General features: G+C 65.0%; 13 protein-coding genes. 9 read left to right on the top strand and 4 right to left on the bottom strand.

Annotated elements, in window-relative coordinates:
* The first annotated feature begins 446 nt into the window (after positions 1–446).
* The 8 genes from ahcY to FJ967_RS07560 all read left to right on the top strand — a co-directional run bounded on the left by ahcY (position 447) and on the right by FJ967_RS07560 (position 14,378).
* Complete coding sequence (gene ahcY, locus FJ967_RS07595) at positions 447–1,847, top strand: adenosylhomocysteinase (RefSeq protein ID WP_140731081.1); 1,401 nt, start codon at positions 447–449, stop codon at positions 1,845–1,847.
* A 188-nt stretch (positions 1,848–2,035) separates the two neighbouring features.
* Entirely contained in the window at positions 2,036–4,591 is a 2,556-nt protein-coding gene (locus FJ967_RS07590) for a PAS domain-containing sensor histidine kinase (RefSeq protein ID WP_140731080.1), read from the top strand.
* A gap of 8 nt (positions 4,592–4,599) precedes the next feature.
* Positions 4,600–6,111, top strand: a complete 1,512-nt coding sequence (tsaE, locus tag FJ967_RS07585) for a tRNA (adenosine(37)-N6)-threonylcarbamoyltransferase complex ATPase subunit type 1 TsaE (protein ID WP_140731079.1) — start codon at positions 4,600–4,602, stop codon at positions 6,109–6,111.
* Positions 6,108–6,836: a nucleotidyltransferase family protein gene (locus FJ967_RS07580; RefSeq protein ID WP_140731078.1), complete on the top strand. Its 729-nt coding sequence runs from the start codon at positions 6,108–6,110 to the stop codon at positions 6,834–6,836. Before tsaE ends, FJ967_RS07580 begins: the two co-directional genes overlap by 4 nt.
* Positions 6,833–9,967, top strand: a complete 3,135-nt coding sequence (gene addB / locus FJ967_RS07575; RefSeq protein WP_140731077.1) for a double-strand break repair protein AddB — start codon at positions 6,833–6,835, stop codon at positions 9,965–9,967. The genes FJ967_RS07580 and addB overlap by 4 nt, the downstream gene beginning before the upstream one ends.
* Positions 9,964–13,470: a double-strand break repair helicase AddA gene (gene addA / locus FJ967_RS07570; protein ID WP_140731076.1), complete on the top strand. Its 3,507-nt coding sequence runs from the start codon at positions 9,964–9,966 to the stop codon at positions 13,468–13,470. The genes addB and addA overlap by 4 nt, the downstream gene beginning before the upstream one ends.
* Positions 13,471–13,543: 73 nt before the next feature.
* Positions 13,544–13,864 carry a thioredoxin gene (gene trxA / locus FJ967_RS07565; protein WP_137928979.1) on the top strand — a complete coding sequence of 107 codons (321 nt, stop codon included), beginning with the start codon at positions 13,544–13,546 and terminating at the stop codon, positions 13,862–13,864.
* Positions 13,865–14,096: 232 nt separating this feature from the next.
* Complete coding sequence (locus FJ967_RS07560; protein WP_140731075.1) at positions 14,097–14,378, top strand: cupin domain-containing protein; 282 nt, start codon at positions 14,097–14,099, stop codon at positions 14,376–14,378.
* 54 nt (positions 14,379–14,432) lie between these two features.
* On the opposite strand, the gene FJ967_RS07555 is transcribed toward FJ967_RS07560, so the two are convergent.
* From FJ967_RS07555 to FJ967_RS07540, 4 genes are all read right to left on the bottom strand, one after another.
* Positions 14,433–15,713, bottom strand: coding sequence for a TRAP transporter large permease (locus FJ967_RS07555; RefSeq protein WP_140731074.1), 1,281 nt, complete (start codon positions 15,711–15,713; stop codon positions 14,433–14,435).
* Positions 15,710–16,237 carry a TRAP transporter small permease gene (locus FJ967_RS07550; protein WP_140731073.1) on the bottom strand — a complete coding sequence of 176 codons (528 nt, stop codon included), beginning with the start codon at positions 16,235–16,237 and terminating at the stop codon, positions 15,710–15,712. Before FJ967_RS07550 ends, FJ967_RS07555 begins: the two co-directional genes overlap by 4 nt.
* A gap of 25 nt (positions 16,238–16,262) precedes the next feature.
* On the bottom strand, positions 16,263–17,222 hold the full coding sequence (locus FJ967_RS07545; protein ID WP_140731072.1) for a TRAP transporter substrate-binding protein: 960 nt from the start codon (positions 17,220–17,222) through the stop codon (positions 16,263–16,265).
* A gap of 117 nt (positions 17,223–17,339) precedes the next feature.
* The gene (locus tag FJ967_RS07540; protein ID WP_140731071.1) at positions 17,340–18,659 is read right to left on the bottom strand and encodes an aspartate aminotransferase family protein; all 1,320 of its coding nucleotides are present in this window, start codon (positions 18,657–18,659) and stop codon (positions 17,340–17,342) included.
* 236 nt (positions 18,660–18,895) lie between these two features.
* On the opposite strand from FJ967_RS07540, the gene FJ967_RS07535 reads away from it, so the two are divergent.
* Positions 18,896–19,585 (top strand): GntR family transcriptional regulator, encoded by a 690-nt coding sequence (locus FJ967_RS07535; RefSeq protein ID WP_140731070.1) that lies wholly within the window; start codon positions 18,896–18,898, stop codon positions 19,583–19,585.
* Positions 19,586–19,619 lie beyond the last annotated feature (34 nt).

The raw sequence follows: 19,619 nt of genomic DNA, 5'->3' as shown, positions 1-19,619 counted from the left end.
TTAAGCATCTGACCGAACATTCCGAGTCTAGAAAGACGGGCGGCGCGCCAAGAGATTTAAAGTCGCCCCGGGAGTTTCTATTAGGAGAAGAAATGGAAGCGTTGCGAGAGGACGGATTTTTTAACGCCGCATAGTATGCGAAACTGGATCGGTTTGACCTGGTGTGCGTAGGGCCACTCCGGACGCAGAGGTGTTCCATCCGACCGGTGAACGGCACGCGAAATTACGGGGACAGTGCACTTTTATCGGGCCGGTCTGGGCTGGCGTTTAATTCTCGGGCTAACGCGCACTCAGGACATGCAGGAATAAAGATTTCTTTATATCCCATTGTCGTCCCGACGCCGATCTGCTAGTCAGGCCGGCAATTCGCGCCCTTCGACGCGCCGACCGGCGCGGGCGCATCCGCAACCAATTCGCAAGCACATCAAATCGCACGGAGCACTGCCATGACGGGTAGCAAGGATTATGTGGTCGCCGACATCTCGCTTGCCGGCTGGGGCCGCAAGGAGCTGGACATCGCCGAAACCGAAATGCCGGGCCTGATGGCCTGCCGCGAGGAATTCGGCGCCAAGAAGCCGCTCAAGGGCGCGCGCATCACCGGCTCGCTGCACATGACCATCCAGACCGCGGTGCTGATCGAGACGCTGAAGGCGCTCGGCGCCGACATCCGCTGGGCCTCCTGCAACATCTTCTCGACCCAGGACCACGCCGCCGCCGCGATCGCCGAGGCCGGCATTCCGGTCTTCGCCGTCAAGGGCGAGAGCCTCGAACAGTACTGGGACTACACCGACCGGATCTTCCAGTGGGCCGATGGCGGCCTCTCCAACATGATCCTCGATGATGGTGGCGACGCCACCATGTACATCCTGATCGGCGCCCGCGCCGAAGCCGGCGAGGACGTGTTGTCCAACCCGCAGAGCGAGGAAGAGGAATATTTCTACGCCCAGGTCAAGAAGCGCCTCAAGGCTTCGCCCGGCTTCTTCGCCAAGCAGAAGGAAGCCATCCGCGGCGTCACCGAGGAGACCACGACCGGCGTCAACCGCCTCTACCAGTTGCAGAAGAAGGGCCTGCTGCCGTTCCCTGCGATCAACGTCAACGACTCGGTAACCAAGTCGAAGTTCGACAACAAGTATGGCTGTAAGGAATCGCTGGTCGACGGCATCCGCCGCGGCACCGACACGATGATGGCCGGCAAGGTCGCGGTCGTCTGCGGCTATGGCGACGTCGGCAAGGGCTCGTCGGCTTCGCTCAAGGGCGCCGGCGCCCGCGTCAAGGTCACCGAGGTCGATCCGATCTGCGCGCTGCAGGCGGCGATGGACGGGTTTGAAGTGGTCACGCTGGAAGACGCGGCGCCGACCGCCGACATCGTCATCACCACCACCGGCAACAAGGATGTCGTCACCCTCGACCACATGCGCTCGATGAAGGACATGGTGATCGTCGGCAATATCGGCCATTTCGACAACGAGATCCAGGTGGCGTCGCTGCGCAATCTGAAATGGACCAACGTCAAGCCGCAGGTCGACATGATCACCTTCCCGGACGGCAAGCGCATGATCCTGCTGTCGGAAGGCCGCCTGCTCAATCTCGGCAACGCCACCGGCCATCCGAGCTTCGTCATGTCGGCGTCCTTCACCAACCAGGTGCTGGCGCAGATCGAGCTGTTCAGCAAGGGCGAGCAGTATCAGAACCAGGTCTATGTGCTGCCCAAGCATCTCGACGAGAAGGTCGCACGCCTGCATCTCGACAAGCTCGGCGCCCGCCTGACCGAACTGTCGGGTGAGCAGGCAGCCTATATCGGCGTCACGCCGCAGGGTCCGTTCAAGCCGGAACACTACCGCTATTAACCAAATCCAAATTTTCTACCAGATATTGATGCCGGGCGATTGACTTTTCGCCCGGCTTTATTTTTGCGCCGAATGATTCTTCACGCCGATTCCGGCAGGCGCTATTGTTGTGATTCGCGGGTCCGGGGACGAGGGTCGGCGTACGCATCAGGGCGGTCTTGCATTCAGGCGGCGAAGAGGACCAAGACATGCCGGGGGATAACCCGCTTCGCGCGGGACAGGCCGTTTCCGGCGGCCATCAGGATTCGGAGACCACTGGCTCCGCCACGCATGGCGGGCGCCGCTCCTGGCGTGGCCGCGCGGGATTGCTGCTTGCCGGCTCCGCGCTGGCTAGCCCGCTGTTGGGAGCCGCCGCACGCGCCCAGGGCGCCGAGGTGGCGGCAGCCAGCCTTTCGATCAGCACCATCGAGGTCATGCAACTGGCTGTCTTTGCCGGGGTGATGGGAGCGGCATTCCTGTCGGCCATCGTCCTCATCCGCGAACGCGCGCGCACCTCGGCCGAAAATGTCGAGCTGAGAAGCCGCGTCGCCGATATCAGCGCCGCGCTGCGGCGCTCGGAAGCGCTGCTCAACCTGCGCGACCAGCGTGTGGTCGTCTGGGCATCGGAAAACAAGAAACCGGAACTCATCGGCACGTTGCCGACCGAAAGCGGCGCGCCGGAGGAGCGGGCCGCTTTCCTCGCCTTTGGCCGCTGGCTGCTGCCGCGCTCGGCGGCGGCGCTCGAACATGCCGTGGCGGCTTTGCGCGAGAAAGGCAGGCCGTTCGATCTGGTGATGGAATCGCAGACCGGCGCTCCGTTGGAAGCGCATGGCCGCAAGAGCGCGGCTCACGTGCTGGTACGTTTTGTCTCGCTTTCCGAGACGCAGCGCAGCCAGGCCCGGCTCAAGATCGACAACCAGCGGCTGGCCGCCGACCACGACACGATGATCGGCCTGCTCGAGGCCCTGAAGATGCCGGCATGGCTGCGTGACGAGCATGGCCGCCTGAAATGGGTCAACCGCGCCTATGCCGACGCGGTCGAGGCGGAGGGCGCCGAAGCGGCCGTGCGCGACGCCAAGGAGTTCCTCGGCGGCCAGGCCCGCGACGCCATCGCCACGCAGCACAGATCGCATCCGGTGTTCGAGCAGTCGCTTTCCACTGTGATCGAAGGCGATCGCCGCGTGTTTGCCGTGACCGATTTTGCCGGTCCCGACGGTTCGGCCGGCCTGGCCTGCGACACCAGTGCCATCGAGGCCATCCGCGGCGAATATGAGCGGACCGTTCGCAGCCATGCCGACACGCTCGACCAGCTCAACACCGCGGTCGCCATCTTCGACACCGACGAGAAGCTGCGCTTCTTCAACCAGGCTTTTCAGAAACTGTGGGGCCTCGACAGCGGCTTCCTGCACAGCGCGCCCGACAACGCGCTTCTGCTCGACCGGTTGCGCAGCGAGGGCAAGATCGCCGAACAGCCCGAATGGCGCCGCTGGAAGGAAGGCCTGCTTTCCGCCTACCGCGCGGTCGAATCGCAGGAACATTGGTGGCATCTGCCGGACGGCAAGACGATCCGCGTCGTTGCCAATCCGCAGCCCAAGGGCGGCGTCACCTGGGTGTTCGAGAACCTGACCGAGAAGATGGATCTGGAAAGCCGCTACCGCACCGCGGTTCGGGTCCAGGGCGAGACGCTCGACAATCTCGCCGAGGGCGTCGCGGTGTTCGGTCCCGATGGCCGGCTGCGGCTGTCGAACCCGGCTTTCGCCACGCTGTGGGGCGTGGACACGGAAGCCGCCAAGCCCGGCGTGCACGTATCGACCATACGCGATCTCTGCGACCGGCAAGCCGTCGAAAGCCCTTGGCCCGGCTTCGTCGCCGCCATCACCGGTTTCGACGACGAGCGCCGCGACCGCCACGGCCAGACCGAGCTCAACAATGGCAATGTGCTGCGTTACGCGGTGATTCCGCTGCCCAACGGGCAAGTGATGATGACCTTCGTCGACGTCACCGACAGCGTCCATATCGAGCGCGCGCTCAAGGACAGGAACGAGGCGCTGGAGAAATCAGACCAGCTCAAGAACGAATTCGTCCAGCACGTGTCCTACGAACTGCGTTCGCCGCTGACCAACATCATCGGCTTCACCGAGTTGCTGTCGCTGCCGGCGACCGGCTCGCTGACGCAGAAACAGCGCGAATATGTCGAGCATGTCGGCTCGTCTTCCTCGGTGCTCTTGACCATCGTCAACGACATACTCGACCTGGCGACCGTCGATGCCGGCATCATGCAGCTCGACATTTCCGAGGTGCATGTCGACCGTACCATCGCGGCAGCCGCCGAACTGGTCGCCGACCGGCTGGAGGAGCATTCGATCCGGCTCGCGGTCGATGCAGCCGCCGCGCCGAAGACCTTCCATGGCGACGAAACCCGCATTCGCCAGATCCTCTACAATCTGCTGAGCAACGCCGCCAACTACGCGCCGGAGGCCAGCACCATCCGGCTGACGTGCCGCCAGCTGGCGGACGGGGTCGAATTCTCGGTTCACGACGATGGGCCGGGCATGCCGCCCGATGTGCTGGATTCGGTGTTCCGCCGCTTCGAGCCGCGCGCCAATGGCGGCCGCCGGCGCGGCGCCGGGCTCGGCCTGTCGATCGTCAAGAGCTTTGTCGAACTGCATGGCGGCGCCGTTCGCATCGAAACCGGCAAGGACAAGGGCACGACAGTCATCTGCACCTTTCCCGACATGCCGGGCATTCGCGCCGCGGCCGAGTAGCGCGCTCGATGGCGGAACCGGTGCTGGAGCGTCTGCTCGCCGACGAGACACAAACAGCGCGGCTGGGCGAAGACCTGGCGCTGGCGTTGCGTGTCGGCGACGTGCTGGCGCTCAAGGGCGATCTCGGCGCCGGCAAGTCGACGCTCGCAAGAGCGCTCATCCGGACGCTGGCCGACGATGCCGGCCTCGAAGTGCCTAGCCCGACCTTCACCCTGGTGCAGAGCTACGACACCCGCATCCCGGTCCATCATTTCGATCTCTACCGCCTGTCCTCGCCGGACGAGCTCGACGAACTCGGCTTCGAGGAGGCGCTGATGCAAGGCGCCGCCCTGGTCGAATGGCCCGAACGGGCGGACGGCTATCTGCCCGAGACGACAGTGCTGGTCGAACTCGTCCAGCATGGCGAGGGCCGGCTGGCGCGGCTGTCGGGGCATGGCCCTGCTTTCGAGCGTGTCGCACGCTCGCTGGCCATGCGCGGCTTCCTCGACGGCGCCGGATGGGGGCAGGCGCGGCGCCGGCATTTCATCGGCGACGCCTCGGCCCGCTCCTATGAGATCGTCTCGCTTGCCGGGCAGGCGCCGCGCGTGCTGATGAACTCGCCACGGCTGGTGCTCGGCCCTGCCGTGCGCGACGGCAAGCCTTACGCCGTGATCGCCCACACCGCGCAGTCGGTGTCGGCCTTCGTCGCCATCGACCGCGCATTGCTGGCCGCCGGGGTCGCGGTGCCCAGGATCGACGCTCAGGACCTCGACCAGGGTTTCCTTCTGCTCGAACACCTCGGCTCCGAAGGCTTCCTCGACGGCAATGGCGAGCCGGTCGCCGAACGCTACGAGGCGGCGGCCGAACTGCTGGCCATGATGCACTCCAAGAGCTGGTCTCGGCACATGGAGGCGGCTCCCGGCGTCGTTCACGACGTACCGCCCTTCGATCGCGACGCCATGCTGATCGAGGCGGAGTTGCTGATCGACTGGTACGTACCGGCCATATCGGGCGGCCCGCCGAGCAGCGCTCTGCGTTCCGGCTACCATAGTGTGTGGAATGCGCTCCTCGACCGGCTGCAGGACAGCGAGTACACGCTGATGCTGCGCGACTTCCACTCGCCCAACATCATCTGGCGCGGCCAGCGCTCCGGCCTCGACAGGCTCGGCATCGTCGACGTGCAGGACGCGCTGATCGGGCCCTCGGCCTATGACGTCGCCTCGCTGGCCATGGACGCCCGCGTCACCATTGCGCCGGCAATCGAAAAACAGACACGGGATGCCTATATCGCCGCGCGTCATGCGGCGGGAGGCTTCGATGAAGCCGGCTTTCTCGAATCCTATGCAATCATGGCCGCGCAACGCAATTCCAAGATACTCGGGATCTTCGTGCGCCTCGAAAAACGCGACGGCAAACCCTATTATCTCAGGCATCTGCCGCGCATCCGCGATTATCTGAGGCGGGCGCTGTCGCATCCCGCGCTCGCCGACCTCAGGGATTTCTACAACGCGCACGGGCTGCTGGAGGAACGAGCGCTGTGACGACAAGACCTGACACCGCCATCGTCCTTGCCGCAGGGCTCGGCAAGCGCATGCGGCCGATCACCGACACGATCCCGAAGCCGATGGTCAGGATCGCCGGCAAGACGCTGCTCGACTGGAGCCTCGACAGCCTGGCCGCGGCCGGCGTCGGCAAGGCGGTGGTCAATGTCCATTACCTGCCCGAGCAGATCGTCGCCCATGTCGCCGCGCGAAGCGCGCCGCGCATCGTCATTTCCGACGAGAGCGACCGGCTGCTCGATTCCGCCGGCGGTATCGTCAAGGCGCTGCCGGAACTCGGTCAGAATCCGTTCTACATCCTCAACGCCGACACGTTCTGGATCGACCACGGCACGCTCAATCTCGGCCGGCTCGCCCTTGCATGGGATGCGGCGAAAATGGATATTCTGCTGATGCTGGCGGATCTCCATCAGGCGACAGGGCACTGTGGCAGCACCGATTTCCTGGTGGCGCCGGATGGCAGCCTGCGGCGTTCAAAGGGCGATCCGTCGGGGCTGATCTATGCCGGTGCAGCCATCATCCATCCGCGCCTCTTCAAGGACGCATCCGCCGAGCCGCATTCGCTCAATGCCTATTTCGACAAGGCCATCGCCGCCGGCCGCCTGTTCGGCATGCCGATGCATGGCCATTGGATAACCGTCGGCACGCCCGATGCCATCCCGCTTGCCGAGGCGGCGGTGGCGGGTGCGCTCATCGAGTCGCAATGAGCGGCTCGAGCCGCGTTTTCTCCATTCCCTCCGGAGCGCCGTTTCTGCCGACGCTGGCCGAGGCGCTGCTTGCCGGCCGCCTGGTTCCGGGGTTTCGTTTCGACGGCGACCCGCTCGCGCTGGCCGACGTCACCATCTATGTGCCGACGCGACGCGCCGCGCGCGCCTTGCGCGGCGTCTTCGTCGACAGCCTGAAGGCACGTGGCGGCGGCGGTTCGGCGATCCTGCCGGTCATCCGCCCGCTCGGCGAATTCGATGAGGACGAGGCCGCGTTCGAGGCCGATCCATCGGCGGCAATCGATCTCGCGCCACCCATCGCCGCCACCGAACGCCTGTTGCTGCTGACGCCTTTGGTGCGGGCATGGAAACGCCGGTTGCCCGCCCATGTCGCGGCGCTGTTCGCCGAGGAGATCGTGGTGCCTGCCTCCACCGCCGACGCGATCTGGCTGGCGCGCGACCTGGCCGGACTGATGGACGAGATCGAGACGGAAGGCACCGACTGGGCCAAACTTGCCGGCCTGGTGAGCGGAAACCTCGCCGGATGGTGGCAGGTGACCCTCGAATTCCTCGGCATCGTCACCGATGCCTGGCCACGGTTCCTCCAAGAGAGCGACCGCTCCAACCCGGCCGCGCATCGCAGCGCCCTGATCCGCGCCGAAGCGGCGCGGCTGCGGCGCAATCCGCCCGCCGGGCCGGTCATAGCGGCGGGGTCCACCGGCTCGATCCCCGCCACGGCGGAGCTGCTCGCGACCATCGCCGGCCTGTCCGGCGGCGCCATCGTGCTGCCCGGGCTCGACCAGAGGCTGGACGAAGCCTCATTCCAGGCGCTCGTCGCACCCGGCGCGCGACCGGCCGTGCTTGGCCATCCGCAATACGGCCTGGCAAAGCTGATCGGCAAGATCGGCGTGCTGCGCGGCGATGTCGAGGAGATCGGCGCAGCCGAACCAAAACTCGCGCTCCGCGCGGCCCTTGTCGGCGAGGCGCTGCGGCCAGCCGAGACCACCGAATTGTGGGCCGAGACGCGCAGCGGATTTTCGGCGGTCGATAGAGAGGATGCCTTCGCCGGCGTGACACTGCTCGAAGCGGCAAGCGAACGCGACGAAGCCGTCGCTATCGCTGTCGCACTCAAACAGGCGGTCGAAGAGCCCGGCCAAAGGGCAGCCCTGGTGACCGGGGATCGCGCCCTGGCACGTCGCGTCTGCGTCGAGCTCAAGCGCTTCGGCGTCATCGCCGACGATTCCGGCGGCACGCCGCTGTCCAACACGCCGGCTGCCAGCCTGCTCAGGTTGGCGCTCGAAGCCGTGTTCCGTCCGGGCGATCCGGTCGGCCTGTTGTCGCTGCTCAAGCATCCCCTGCTCGGTCTTGGTTTGGAGAGGACCGATGTGCGCCATGCGGCGGAACTGGTCGAACTGGTGGCGCTGCGCGGCGGCACCGGCCGACCCGACATCGCTTCGCTGCCGGATCTCTTCGAGGCCCGCCTCGGCAACCTGGGGGACGACAGCCGGCCGCCATTCTGGTTTGCCCGGCTGACCGTGCGCTCCATTGAGGATGCGCGGAATCTACTCGAACGCCTCACGCAAGCCCTGGCGCCGCTTTCGGCCTTTCGCGGCCAGGCGGATGCCGAGCTTGCGGCGCTGGTCAAAGCCAGTGTCGTTGCGCTGGAGAACCTTGGCCGTACCGCCGATGGCGGCCTTGGCGACCTCTACGCCGGCGATGCCGGCGATAAGCTCGCCGAACTGTTGCGCGGCCTGGTCGCGGCTTCGGCGCCGCTGTCGTTGGCGGCAGTCGAATGGCCCGATGTGATGGAAGCGCTGATCGCGCCCGAGACCGTCAAGCCGGCGCAAGGCACCGACAGGAACATAGCGATCTGGGGCGCGCTGGAGGCGCGGCTGCAGGATGTCGACACGCTCGTCGTCGGCGGACTCAATGAAGGCGTCTGGCCGCGCAAGCCCGAAAGCGACCGCTTCATGTCGCGGCTTATGAAGACCGGCATCGATCTCGAACCACCGGAGCGCCGCATCGGTCTGGCCGCGCATGATTTCCAGATGGCCATGGGCGCGCGGAACGTGCTGCTGGCCCGCTCGGCGCGTGCCGGCGATGCGCCGGCCGTGCCGTCGCGCTGGCTGCAGCGGCTGCTGACCTTCATCGGCAACGATCAGGCGGCGACGCTGCGCCGCCGCGGCGATGAATTGCTTGCCTGGGCACGCGCGCTCGACACCGGACCGAAGCGGGATTTCGCGCCGCGGCCGCAACCGAAGCCGCCACTGCCGGTGCGCCCTGCGCATTTCTCGGTCACCGAGATCGAGACGCTGCGCCGGGACCCTTATGCCGTCTATGCAAGACGGATCCTCGGCCTGATGCCGCTCGATCCGCTGATCCGCGATCCCGGTGCCGCTGAACGCGGCACGCTCTTCCACGCCATCCTGCATCTCTTCTCGAACCGCGTGGCCGATCCGCGCGCGCCGGACGCGCTGGCCGGACTCATTGCGGCCGGCCGCGCCTGCTTTGCCGAGGCGGCGCTTCCGGCCGATGTCGAGGCGGTATGGTGGCCGCGCTTCGAAAAGCTGGCCGCCAACATCATCGAGTGGGAGCGCACGCGCGCCGACGCAGTGATGCGGCGGCATGCCGAGGAGCGCGCCGGCAAGACCGTGGTCGGCCAGTCCGGCGTCACGCTGTCCGGTTATGCCGACCGCGTCGACCTGCTGGCCGGTGGCATGGCCGACATTCTGGACTACAAGACGGGCTCCTCGCCCTCCAAGGCGCAGGCGCATACGCTGCTGGCGCCTCAGCTGGCGCTGGAGGGTGCGCTGTTGCGGCGCGGCGCGTTCAAGGATCTGGGCGCGCGCGACCCCTCGCAACTGGCATTCGTGCGCCTGAAGCCGAATGGCGAGGTGTTCGAAGAATCCATCCTTGAACACAACCGCCAGCCACGCACCGCGATCGATCTGGCCGAAGAGGCCTGGGCGCGGCTGGAAAAGCTGCTGATCCATTACGCCGACCCGGCAACCGGTTATCTGTCGCGCGCATTGCCGTTCCGCGAGGGCGAGACCGACGGCGATTACGACCATCTCGCCCGCGTGCTCGAATGGTCCGCCGGCGGCGATGCCGGGGATGAGGGAGGGGAGGCATGAAGAAAGCCTATCCGATCCCGAGCGATACCTCATCGAGCCAGGCCCGCGCCGCCGATCCGGGCAATTCCGCCTGGGTCTCGGCCAATGCCGGGTCCGGCAAGACCCACGTGCTGGCCCAACGCGTCATAAGGCTGCTGCTCAACGGCACCGATCCGTCGAAAATCCTGTGCCTGACCTATACACGGGCCGCCGCCGCCAACATGTCGAACCGGGTCTTTTCCACGCTGTCGGACTGGACGGCGCTCGGCGACGCCGAGCTGGACGCGAAGATCGCTGCGCTGGAAGGACGGCGGCCCGACCGCGACACCATGCGCCGGGCACGGCGGCTGTTCGCCGAAGCCCTGGAGACGCCCGGCGGGCTGAAGATCCAGACGATCCACGCCTTCTGCGAATCGGTGCTGCACCAGTTCCCGCTGGAAGCCAACATTCCCGCTCATTTCGAAATGCTCGACAGCCAGATGGAGGCATCGCTCTTCGCCGCCGCGCGGCGCGAGATGATTTCGGCCGCCGGCGACCGGATCCTGGCGGAGGCGTTCGCCACCGTATTGGAACGCGGCGGTGAAGCCGGGCTCGACGCCTTGCTCGGCGAGATCGTGCGCAAGCGTGACGGGCTGCGTGCATTCCTGGACGCTGTCGGGCGCGACGGCTTCCAGCCCCTGTTCGACGAATTCGATTTCCGTCCAGGCCAGACCGCCGAGGGCATAGCGGCATCGGTCTGGCCATTGCCTGACTTCCCGCCGGACTATTTTGCCGGCTTTGCCCAGGCGGCCGAAGCCACCGACGCCCGATCGGTGCTGAACAACATCCTGCCCTATGCGCGCCAGGCTGTCGCCGAGAGCGATCCGGTTCGCCGCCTGCAGTTGCTGGCCCGGGCCTTCCTCAAGACCGATGGCGATCCCTACGATGCGGCAAAGGCCTTCAAGAAGGCGCTGACCGACCGGCTGCCCGACCTTGCCGAACGTTACGCCTCGGCCGCCGGCACCATCATCGAAACCGTCGACCGGCTGGCGCTGTTCAGGATGCTGGAGGGCACGACTGCTGCGCTGACCATCGCCGACTGGCTGATCGCGCGCTACGAGGTGCTGAAACGCGGCCGCGGCTTTCTCGACTTCAACGATTTGATCACCCGCACCGTCAACCTTCTGGCACGGCCCGATGCCGGCCCCTGGGTGCAGTACAAGCTCGACCAGGGCATCGACCACATTTTGCTCGACGAGGCGCAGGACACCAGCCCGGATCAGTGGGAGGTGGTAAAGCGGCTGGCTGAAGAATTCTTCGCCGGCTTCGGCGCGCGCGACAGGGTCCACCGCACGGTCTTTGCCGTCGGCGACGAGAAGCAGTCGATCTATTCCTTCCAGGGTGCGGCTCCGGACTCCTTCGCCGACAGCCGGTTGCTGTTCGCCGGGCGGGTCCGCGATGCCGAGGCGTCCTTCGCCGACCTCAAGCTGACCTGGTCGTTCCGTTCCACCGATGATGTGCTGGCCGCCGTCGACCGCGTCTTTGCCGATCCGATCGTGCGGCGCGGCATCAGCCACGATCCCGACCCGCTGAGCCACAAGGCGATCCGCACCGATGCGCCGGGCTATGTCGAGGTCTGGCCGTCGATCGGCGCCGAGGCCGTCGACGAGCCCGACGACTGGACGCAGGCGATCGACCATGCCCACGCTCCGGCGGTGCGCCTGGCCGAGAATGTCGCGGCCACCATTGCCGGCTGGATCGGCAAGGGCGAAATCATCGAGGGCCGCGGCCAGCGGCTGAGGCCAGGCGACGTGCTGGTGCTGGTGCGCAAGCGCGACAGTTTCGTCCATGCGCTGACCAGGGCGCTCAAGCGTCGCGACATTCCGGTCGCCGGCGCCGACCGGCTGAGCCTGCCCGGCCATATCGCCATCAAGGACCTGATCGCGCTCGGCCACCTGCTGATCCAGCCACAGGACGACCTGTCGCTCGCCGCCGTCCTGCGCAGCCCGATCTTCGACCTGCCGGAGGAGACGCTGTTCACGCTCGCCGCGCAAAGGCCGTCTGGCCTGTCGCTGGCGGCATCGCTGCGCCGGCATGCCGACGAAAGCGAGGCGCTCGCCGCCATCGTCGCCCAGCTCGACATCTGGGCCGGTGAGGCCGCCTTCAAGCCGGTATTCGAATTCTATGCTGCCCTGCTGGCACGCGATGGCGTGCGCCGCCGGATGATCGCGCGGCTCGGGCCGGAAGCCGGCGATATTCTGGACGAATTCCTGAGCTTCTGCCTCGCCGAAGAGCGGACCGGCCTGCCGGGGCTCGAAGCCTTCCTGTCGACGCTGGAGAATGCCGGTCCCGAGATCAAGCGCGAGATGGACCAGACCCGCGACGAGGTGCGCGTCATGACCGTGCACGCCGCCAAGGGCCTGGAGGCGCCTGTCGTGTTCCTGGTCGATGGCGGCTCGGCCCCGTTCAGCGACCAGCATTTGCCGCGTCTGATGCCTTTCAGCGGCTCGGGCCGCCATTTTGACGGCAAGGGCTATCTCTGGCGTTCGGCCAGCGACGTCGCCAATGGTTTCTCGAAAACCGCCGCCGCTCGCGCCCGCGAACTCGCCGACGACGAATACCGCCGGCTGCTCTATGTCGGCATGACGCGCGCCGAGGACCGATTGATCGTCTGCGGCTATCACGGCAAGCGGGCGCCGAATGCCGGCACCTGGCATTCGATCGTCAGCCGCGCGCTGATTGGTGCCCCCGAGAGCGAGCAACGGCCGCATCCGGCCGGCGGCGAGCCGGTCTATCGTTTCCACATCACCGGACTGCCGCCGGTTGCGCCAGGTCCAGGCGAGCAGGCGCGGCAGGCCGATGCTTTCGGTCCGCTCCCGGCAACCCTGTTCCGGCCCTTGCCGCCTTTCGAGGACCTGCCGCGTCCACTCTCGCCGTCGGGTGCCTCGGCGCTGATCGAGGAGGGCAAGGAAGCGGTGGTCGACAAGGCGTCACCGGTGCTTGATGCCGACGCGGAACCGGGTTTTGCCGTGCTGCGCGGGCTCGCCCTGCACAGGCTGCTGCAGATGCTGCCCGGCATTGCCGTGGACGAACGCAAAAGCGCGGCAGAGCGTTACCTCTCGCGGACAGGTGCGGAATGGCCGGCGCCCGAGCGTGACAAGGCCCTGGCATCGGTCATCGCCATCCTTGCCGACCCTCGGCTGGCCCAATTGTTCGCGCCGTCATCGCGCGCCGAGGTCGCGATCATGGGCAGCCTTGAGGTTAGGGGCAAGGTCCGCTCGATCTCCGGCAAGATCGACCGGCTGGCGGTGACAGCGGACGCGGTCTCCATCGTCGACTACAAGACCAACCGGCCGGCACCCGCCTCCCTGGCCGAGGTACCATCGGCCTATCTGCTCCAGCTCGCGCTCTACCGCGCCCTGCTCAAGCCGCTCTATCCGGGGCGCGAGGTCAAGGCGGCGCTGCTGTTTACGGAAGCGCCAAGGCTGATCGAACTGCCGACCCGGGCCATGGACGACGCCCTTGCCCGACTCACAGGAGCGTGACACAAGAACTGCTTGAAGAACGGCGCGACAACCACCACATTTGGTGTGACAAAAAATTTCGAAAGGATTTCGCATGGCCACCGTCAAGGTCGACAACAACAACTTCAAGGCCGACGTGCTCGACGCCAACGTGCCGGTCGTGGTGGATTTCTGGGCCGAATGGTGCGGCCCGTGCAAGATGATCGGCCCGTCGCTGGAAGAGATTTCCAACGAGCTCGGCGCGAAGGTGAAGATCGCCAAGCTCAACATCGATGAGAACCCCGAGCTTGCCGCCCAGTTCGGCGTGCGCTCGATCCCGACGCTGATGATCTTCAAGGGCGGCCAGATGGCCGACATGAAGGTCGGCGCGGCGCCGAAGACCGCGCTGTCGCACTGGATCAACGGCAGCCTTTGAGCGCCTGACACTTGTAATGCAACGAGCCCGGCCGTCGCGCCGGGCTTTTTGTTGGCGTCATGTACAGCGCCGCGCGTCCTTTGGACGCGCAAAGGACGCTGTACCTTTTAGATTGGCGCATGATCCTTTCAGAAAATCGATTCCGATTCTCTGGGTCATGCGCTGCGCCGCTCTGGCCCTGACATCGCGGCACTCCATGTCTTCTGTTGGCAGCAGAAGCAGGGAGAGAGAAATGACCGGATCCGCCAAGGCCACCGTCTTCATCGACAATGATCGCGTCATCGTCACCGAATACCGCTTCCAGCCGGGCGACAACACCGGCTGGCATCGCCACGGCCATGACTATGTCGTGGTGCCGCTTATGGACGGCAAGCTGAAGCTGGTGACCAAGGACGGCGAAACCTTCGCCGAGATGAAGAAAGGCGCGCCCTATTTCCGTAGGGAAGGCGTCGAACATGACGTCATCAGCGCCAATGACGGCGAATACGCTTTCATCGAGATCGAGCTGAAGTAGCCGTCAACATGGGGCAGGCAGAAGGCCGCCGCCCCATATCCGGATGACGTCGCCTTACATGCCCATCACGGACGGAAGCCACAGCACCGTCTGCGGCACGAACGTGATGATCAGCAACACCGTGAGCACGATCGCGACGATGGGCAGGCTTGCCCAGATCACGTCACGCATCGGTACTTTCGCGATCGACTGCGTGATCAGCAGGTTGAGGCCAAGCGGCGGATGGATCAAACCGACCATGAGGTTGAGCACGACGACCAGACCGAAATGCGTCGGATCAATGCCGAAGCTCTTCGCCGCAGGCAGGAAGATCGGGACGAGAATGATCGTTGCGGGCGTCGAATCCAGGAACATGCCTGCAACCAAGAACACCACATTGACCAGCAGCAGGAATTCGGTCGGCGACAGGTCGGCGTTGTGGAGCAGGCTCTGGATGTCGGCTGGAATGCCATGGACGACGACGAGGTAGGCTATGAAGGACGAAACCGCCACCACGAGCATGATGTTGGCGGTCTGCATCCCTGCATCGGTCAGCAGGCCCGGAAACTGCCGCCAGCTAAACTCACGATGGATGACCCAGCCGATGAAGATGGCATAGAGCACGAGAACCGCGCCGAGTTCGGTCACCGTGAACAGACCACCCTTGGCGCCGACGACCAGCAGCAGCGGCATGGAGAGCGCCCAGGCGCTGCCCTTGAACTGCTTGCCGATCACGCCCCACGAAGGACGCCCGCGCGCCGAAAGCCCGTGCCGCCTAGCATAGTTCGTCACATAGGCGATCAACGCCACGGCGATGAGGATGCCCGGAATGTAGGCGCCCACGAACAGCTTGGTGATGGAGACCTGCGCGATAACGCCGTATATGACCAGCGGAATGCTTGGCGGAATGATCGGTCCGATGACGGCGGCACCGGCCGTAAGAGCCGCCGCGAAGGCGCCTGAATAGCCGTCCTTGCGCATTTCCGGGATGAGCAGAGCGCCGCTCGCCGAGGCATCGGCGACGGCAGAGCCGGAAATGCCGGCCAGAAAAACATTGGTGCCGACATTGACGACGCCGGAACTGCCCCGGATGCGGCCGAGCGCGGAGGAAAACAGGTCCACCACGCGTGTCGTGATACCGCCGCTGTTCATCACCGAAGCCGCGAGGATGAAGAATGGAACGGCAAGCAGCGGGAAGGAATCGATGCCGTTGACCATCTTCTGGGCCAGGATGAAGCCCGGCATGCCCCAGATCGCGATGACCAGCAGCGCCGAAAGGCCAAGCGCGATGGCGACGGGAACGGCAAGGAGCGCAAGAACGAGGAAGACGACGGATAGCACCAGCAGCATCATCATAACTGGGCACCCCGATGGGCAATGGGCTTGTCGGTTGTCGGCGTTTCCTGCTCGGCACGGCTCGCGCCGAACAGGCGCTCGGCTATGAAGAACAAGCCAAGGATCGAGAAAGCCAGTAGCGCGCCGTAGAACCAGTCGAAGCTGATGCCGGTCGCCGGCGCGATCTTCTGGCCGACCACGATCATCAGATGGCGCGCGTAGACGGCGAGAACCGCAAGGAAGATCGCGGTCGCGATATCCACCAGCGTCTTGAGCCGCGTGAAGATGCTGCTGCTCAGCCTGTCGTGCAGCAGATCGATCACGATCAACTGCCGCTGGCTGACCAGAAGCGCTGCACCCAGGAACGTCATCCAGATGAACAGGATGCGCGAAATCTCCGCCAGACCAGGCGTCGGCGCGCCTATGAAATAGCGGCTGAAAACCTGGATGCAGACGAGGATGACGATCGCCAGCAGTGCCGCGCCGACAAGAAAGCCGAGCGCGCGACGCAGTGCGGTGCCAACAGACGTAAGCAGCTTTGACATCTGGCCACCTCCAACCGGACGGCGGTTACTTCACCGCCCGGATCTTGTCGATGTAGGGCTGCAGCGCGGCGTCGTATTTGGAATCAGCGGCCGCCTTGGCGATGAATTCGTCAAGGTTCGGCTTGTGGACCACGACACCCTGGGCAACGAGCTCGTCGAGCACCTTGGCCTGCGAAGAGTCCGTGTATTCGCGGTACCAGTCGGCGCTTTCGTCGGCGCTCTTGGCGAAGGCGTCCTGCACGCGCTTGTCCAGGCCCTGGTACCAGGGTTCGCCGCACATGAAGCCCATCGTTTCGGCCATGTGGTTGGTCAACAGAAGGTGCTTGGCCACCTCATAGAAGCGCTGGTCCTTGATCGCCACCAGCGGCTGCTCCACGCCATCGACAACGCCCTGCTGGATGGCGGTGTAGACCTCTTCGAAGGGAACAGTCGCCGGGTTGGCGCCGAGGGCTTGGATGGAGGCGATGTAAGCCGGGATGCCAGGAGCGCGGATCTTGCGACCCTGCAGGTCGGCGAGGTTCTCGGCGGGCTTGGTCAGCAGGAACTGGCGGAAGCCGTGGAAGGCCGGGCCCAGCACGCGGAAGCCGGCGTCCTTGGCAATTGCATCGAGGATTTCCTTGCCGACAGGACCGCGCCAGATGCGGAAGAAATGGTCCTCGTCGCGATAGAGATAGGCGACGCCTTCGACATTGGCGGCCGGATGGAAGGAGCCGAGGTCGCCGACACTTTCATACATGCATTCGAGCACGCCGCCCTTAACCTGCTCGACCATCTCGTCGACGGTGCCCAACTGCGAGCTGGGAAAAAGCTGGATGGAAACGTCAGCGCCGAGCGCGGCTTCCATCTTTTCCTTGAACACCTGCATTGCCTTGGTGTCCGGGCTGTCGGGCGAACCCGCGCCGCCGATCCTGATGGTGACGCCGGCATGGGCGGAGACGGTGGTGAGTGCCGCGATGCAGGCGGCGGCCAATATGGATTTCAGCATTACAGTTCCCCTTCTGGTTAGCTTGGCTTGTTTTGTCTTGGCTTCTTTTGCGCCGGCTTGTCTTGTGCCCGGCTTCGAAAATGGGCGTGCCAGCCATTGGCAGGCCTGATGGTTCCTTCAAACCAGTGTCGTTATGACCTCGTCGAGCGTGTCGACGATGATGTCGATTTCCTCCTCGGTGACGATGTAAGGCGGCGTGATCTGGATGTGGTCGCCGCCCTGGCCGAAATTGGCGCCCGGCACGCCGCCGCCCACGATCACTCCGCGCTCGCGCATCTGCGAAACGAGCCGGGAGGTAAATGCCTTCTCCGTCGGGAACGGCTTGCGGGTCGCCCGGTCCTCGACGAATTCGACGCCGGCATAGAGACCTTTGCCCCTGACGTCGCCGATGCAGGCATGGCGCTGCTGCAGCTGCCGCAGCCGCGTCGCCAGATAGTCGCCGATCTGGCCGGGGCGCTTGAACAGGCCCTCCTTCGACATGATGTCGAAAACCTGCTGGCCGATGAAGCAGGAAGCCGGGTGGCCGCTGTAGGTGAAGCCGTGCACGAAACGCTTGCGGTTCGTGCGGAAAAAGTCGGTGACCCGATCGTTGACCAGCACGGCGCCAAGCGGCGCGTAGCCGCTGCCGATCGCCTTTCCGCAGGTGATCATGTCGGGTGTGACGCCCCAATCGTCGATGGCGAAGGGAACGCCGGTGCGGCCATAGCCGGCCAGCACTTCGTCGGCCACGAAAAGGATACCGTAGCGATCGCAAATCTCGCGAACGCGCTTGTAATAGTCCTTGTGCGGAACAAGGCCGGAAGCCGTGGTGCCGACGATCGTCTCGGCAAAGAAGCAGGAGACCGTCTCGGGTCCCTCGAGATTGATTGCACGCTCCAGTTCATCGGCGCAGTCGAGCGTACAGCCGCCCTTTTCCCGGCAATAGGCACATCTGTACTCGTAAGGCGGCGCGATATGGACGACAGGCAGGAGATAGGGCGCGTAGGGCGTGCGCCAACTCGTGCGCCCCGACAGCGACAGGGTCGCGATCGTGACGCCGTGATAGCTCTGCCAGCGCGCGATGATCTTGTGCCGCTGCGTATCGCCACGCTCCAGATGATATTGCCGCGCGAGCTTGAGAGCCGTCTCGTTCGCCTCCGAGCCGCCGGACACGAAGTATACCGATTCCATGCCTTTGGGAGCGACCGACAGGATCGATTCAGCCAGTTGCTCCTGCCAAGGATGGGTGAAGGTCGCGGTATAGGCGAATGTCACCGTGTTTCCGGCATCCGCCAACGCGCGATAGATCTCGGTACGGCCATGGCCAATGCCGACCACGCCGGCGCTGCCCATGCCGTCCAGATACGCCTTGCCTTCCGTGTCGTAGACGTAGACGCCGCTCCCGTGAGCGAGCTTTGGAAGCTCGGCTGCGTAGTCTCTCGAAAAGATGGAGGACATCACCCAGCCCCAAGCCCCTTTGCTGGGCGCAGACCATCGCGAAACTGTCACACGCTGTCAATATCAATTATCGATAAACGATAACAAACATGATTTCTCCGATGCGATCTGCTAGAGGAGTTGCCGGGCGACCACGCGAGCGGACCGCCGCCTGGACCGCGAAGCCATGTGTCGCCCCTGCGCCCCAGCCGTGTGCTGCGTCGCGGGACTGATCGACCTGGGGAGTGGTGGGCTGCATGCAGATGGCGAGACGCAAGACCAAGGACGTGTCGGGCGACACGTTTTCCTCGCTGGAGAACGAGATCAGCATGGCGCTTCGGGCCGCCATCGTCGACGGTGAGATCGAGCCGGGCACGCGCTTGATCGAGCTCGATCTCGCAGCACGCTTCAATGTCAGCCAGGGGACGATACGCGCCGCGCTCAAGGAGCTCCAGGCTCAGGGCCTGATTGTCTACAAGCCACGGCGAGGGAATTTCGTCATCACTGTCGAGAAGACCGACGTCTATGAAATCTCGATGCTGCGCGATTCTCTTGAAGCACTCGGCGCCCGACTGGCGGCGAAGCGGATGGACGATAGCGGCCGCAAGATATTGAACGACATACTGAAAGCCATGCGGACAGCGGCCGAGAGTGGCAACCGCAAGAAGCTGATGGAACTGGACTTCGAGTTCCACCGCACGGTCATCGGCATTTCAGGCCATCGACGGTTGATGGAAATCTATGAAAGGCTCGAGGGACAGACCCGCATGTTCCTGCGCCTTACGGACCGCTTCTACGAGAACCTGCAAGACATACCCAACCTGCATGAACCGCTGGTCGCGGCGATCGTCAACGGCGATGCCGAGACGGCGTTTCAACTTGCGATCCGGCACGCGGATGCCGATGCCGAGGAACTCGTGTCGAGCATGCTCGCGACAAACGCATAGCGCCGGCCGGCCCGCCTTCGCGGGAGTCCGGACC

Origin of the sequence: Mesorhizobium sp. B2-3-4 (assembly GCF_006442315.1) — a bacterium.
Taxonomy (GTDB): Bacteria; Pseudomonadota; Alphaproteobacteria; order Rhizobiales; family Rhizobiaceae; genus Mesorhizobium.
This window is presented reverse-complemented; position numbering and strand designations above follow the sequence as displayed.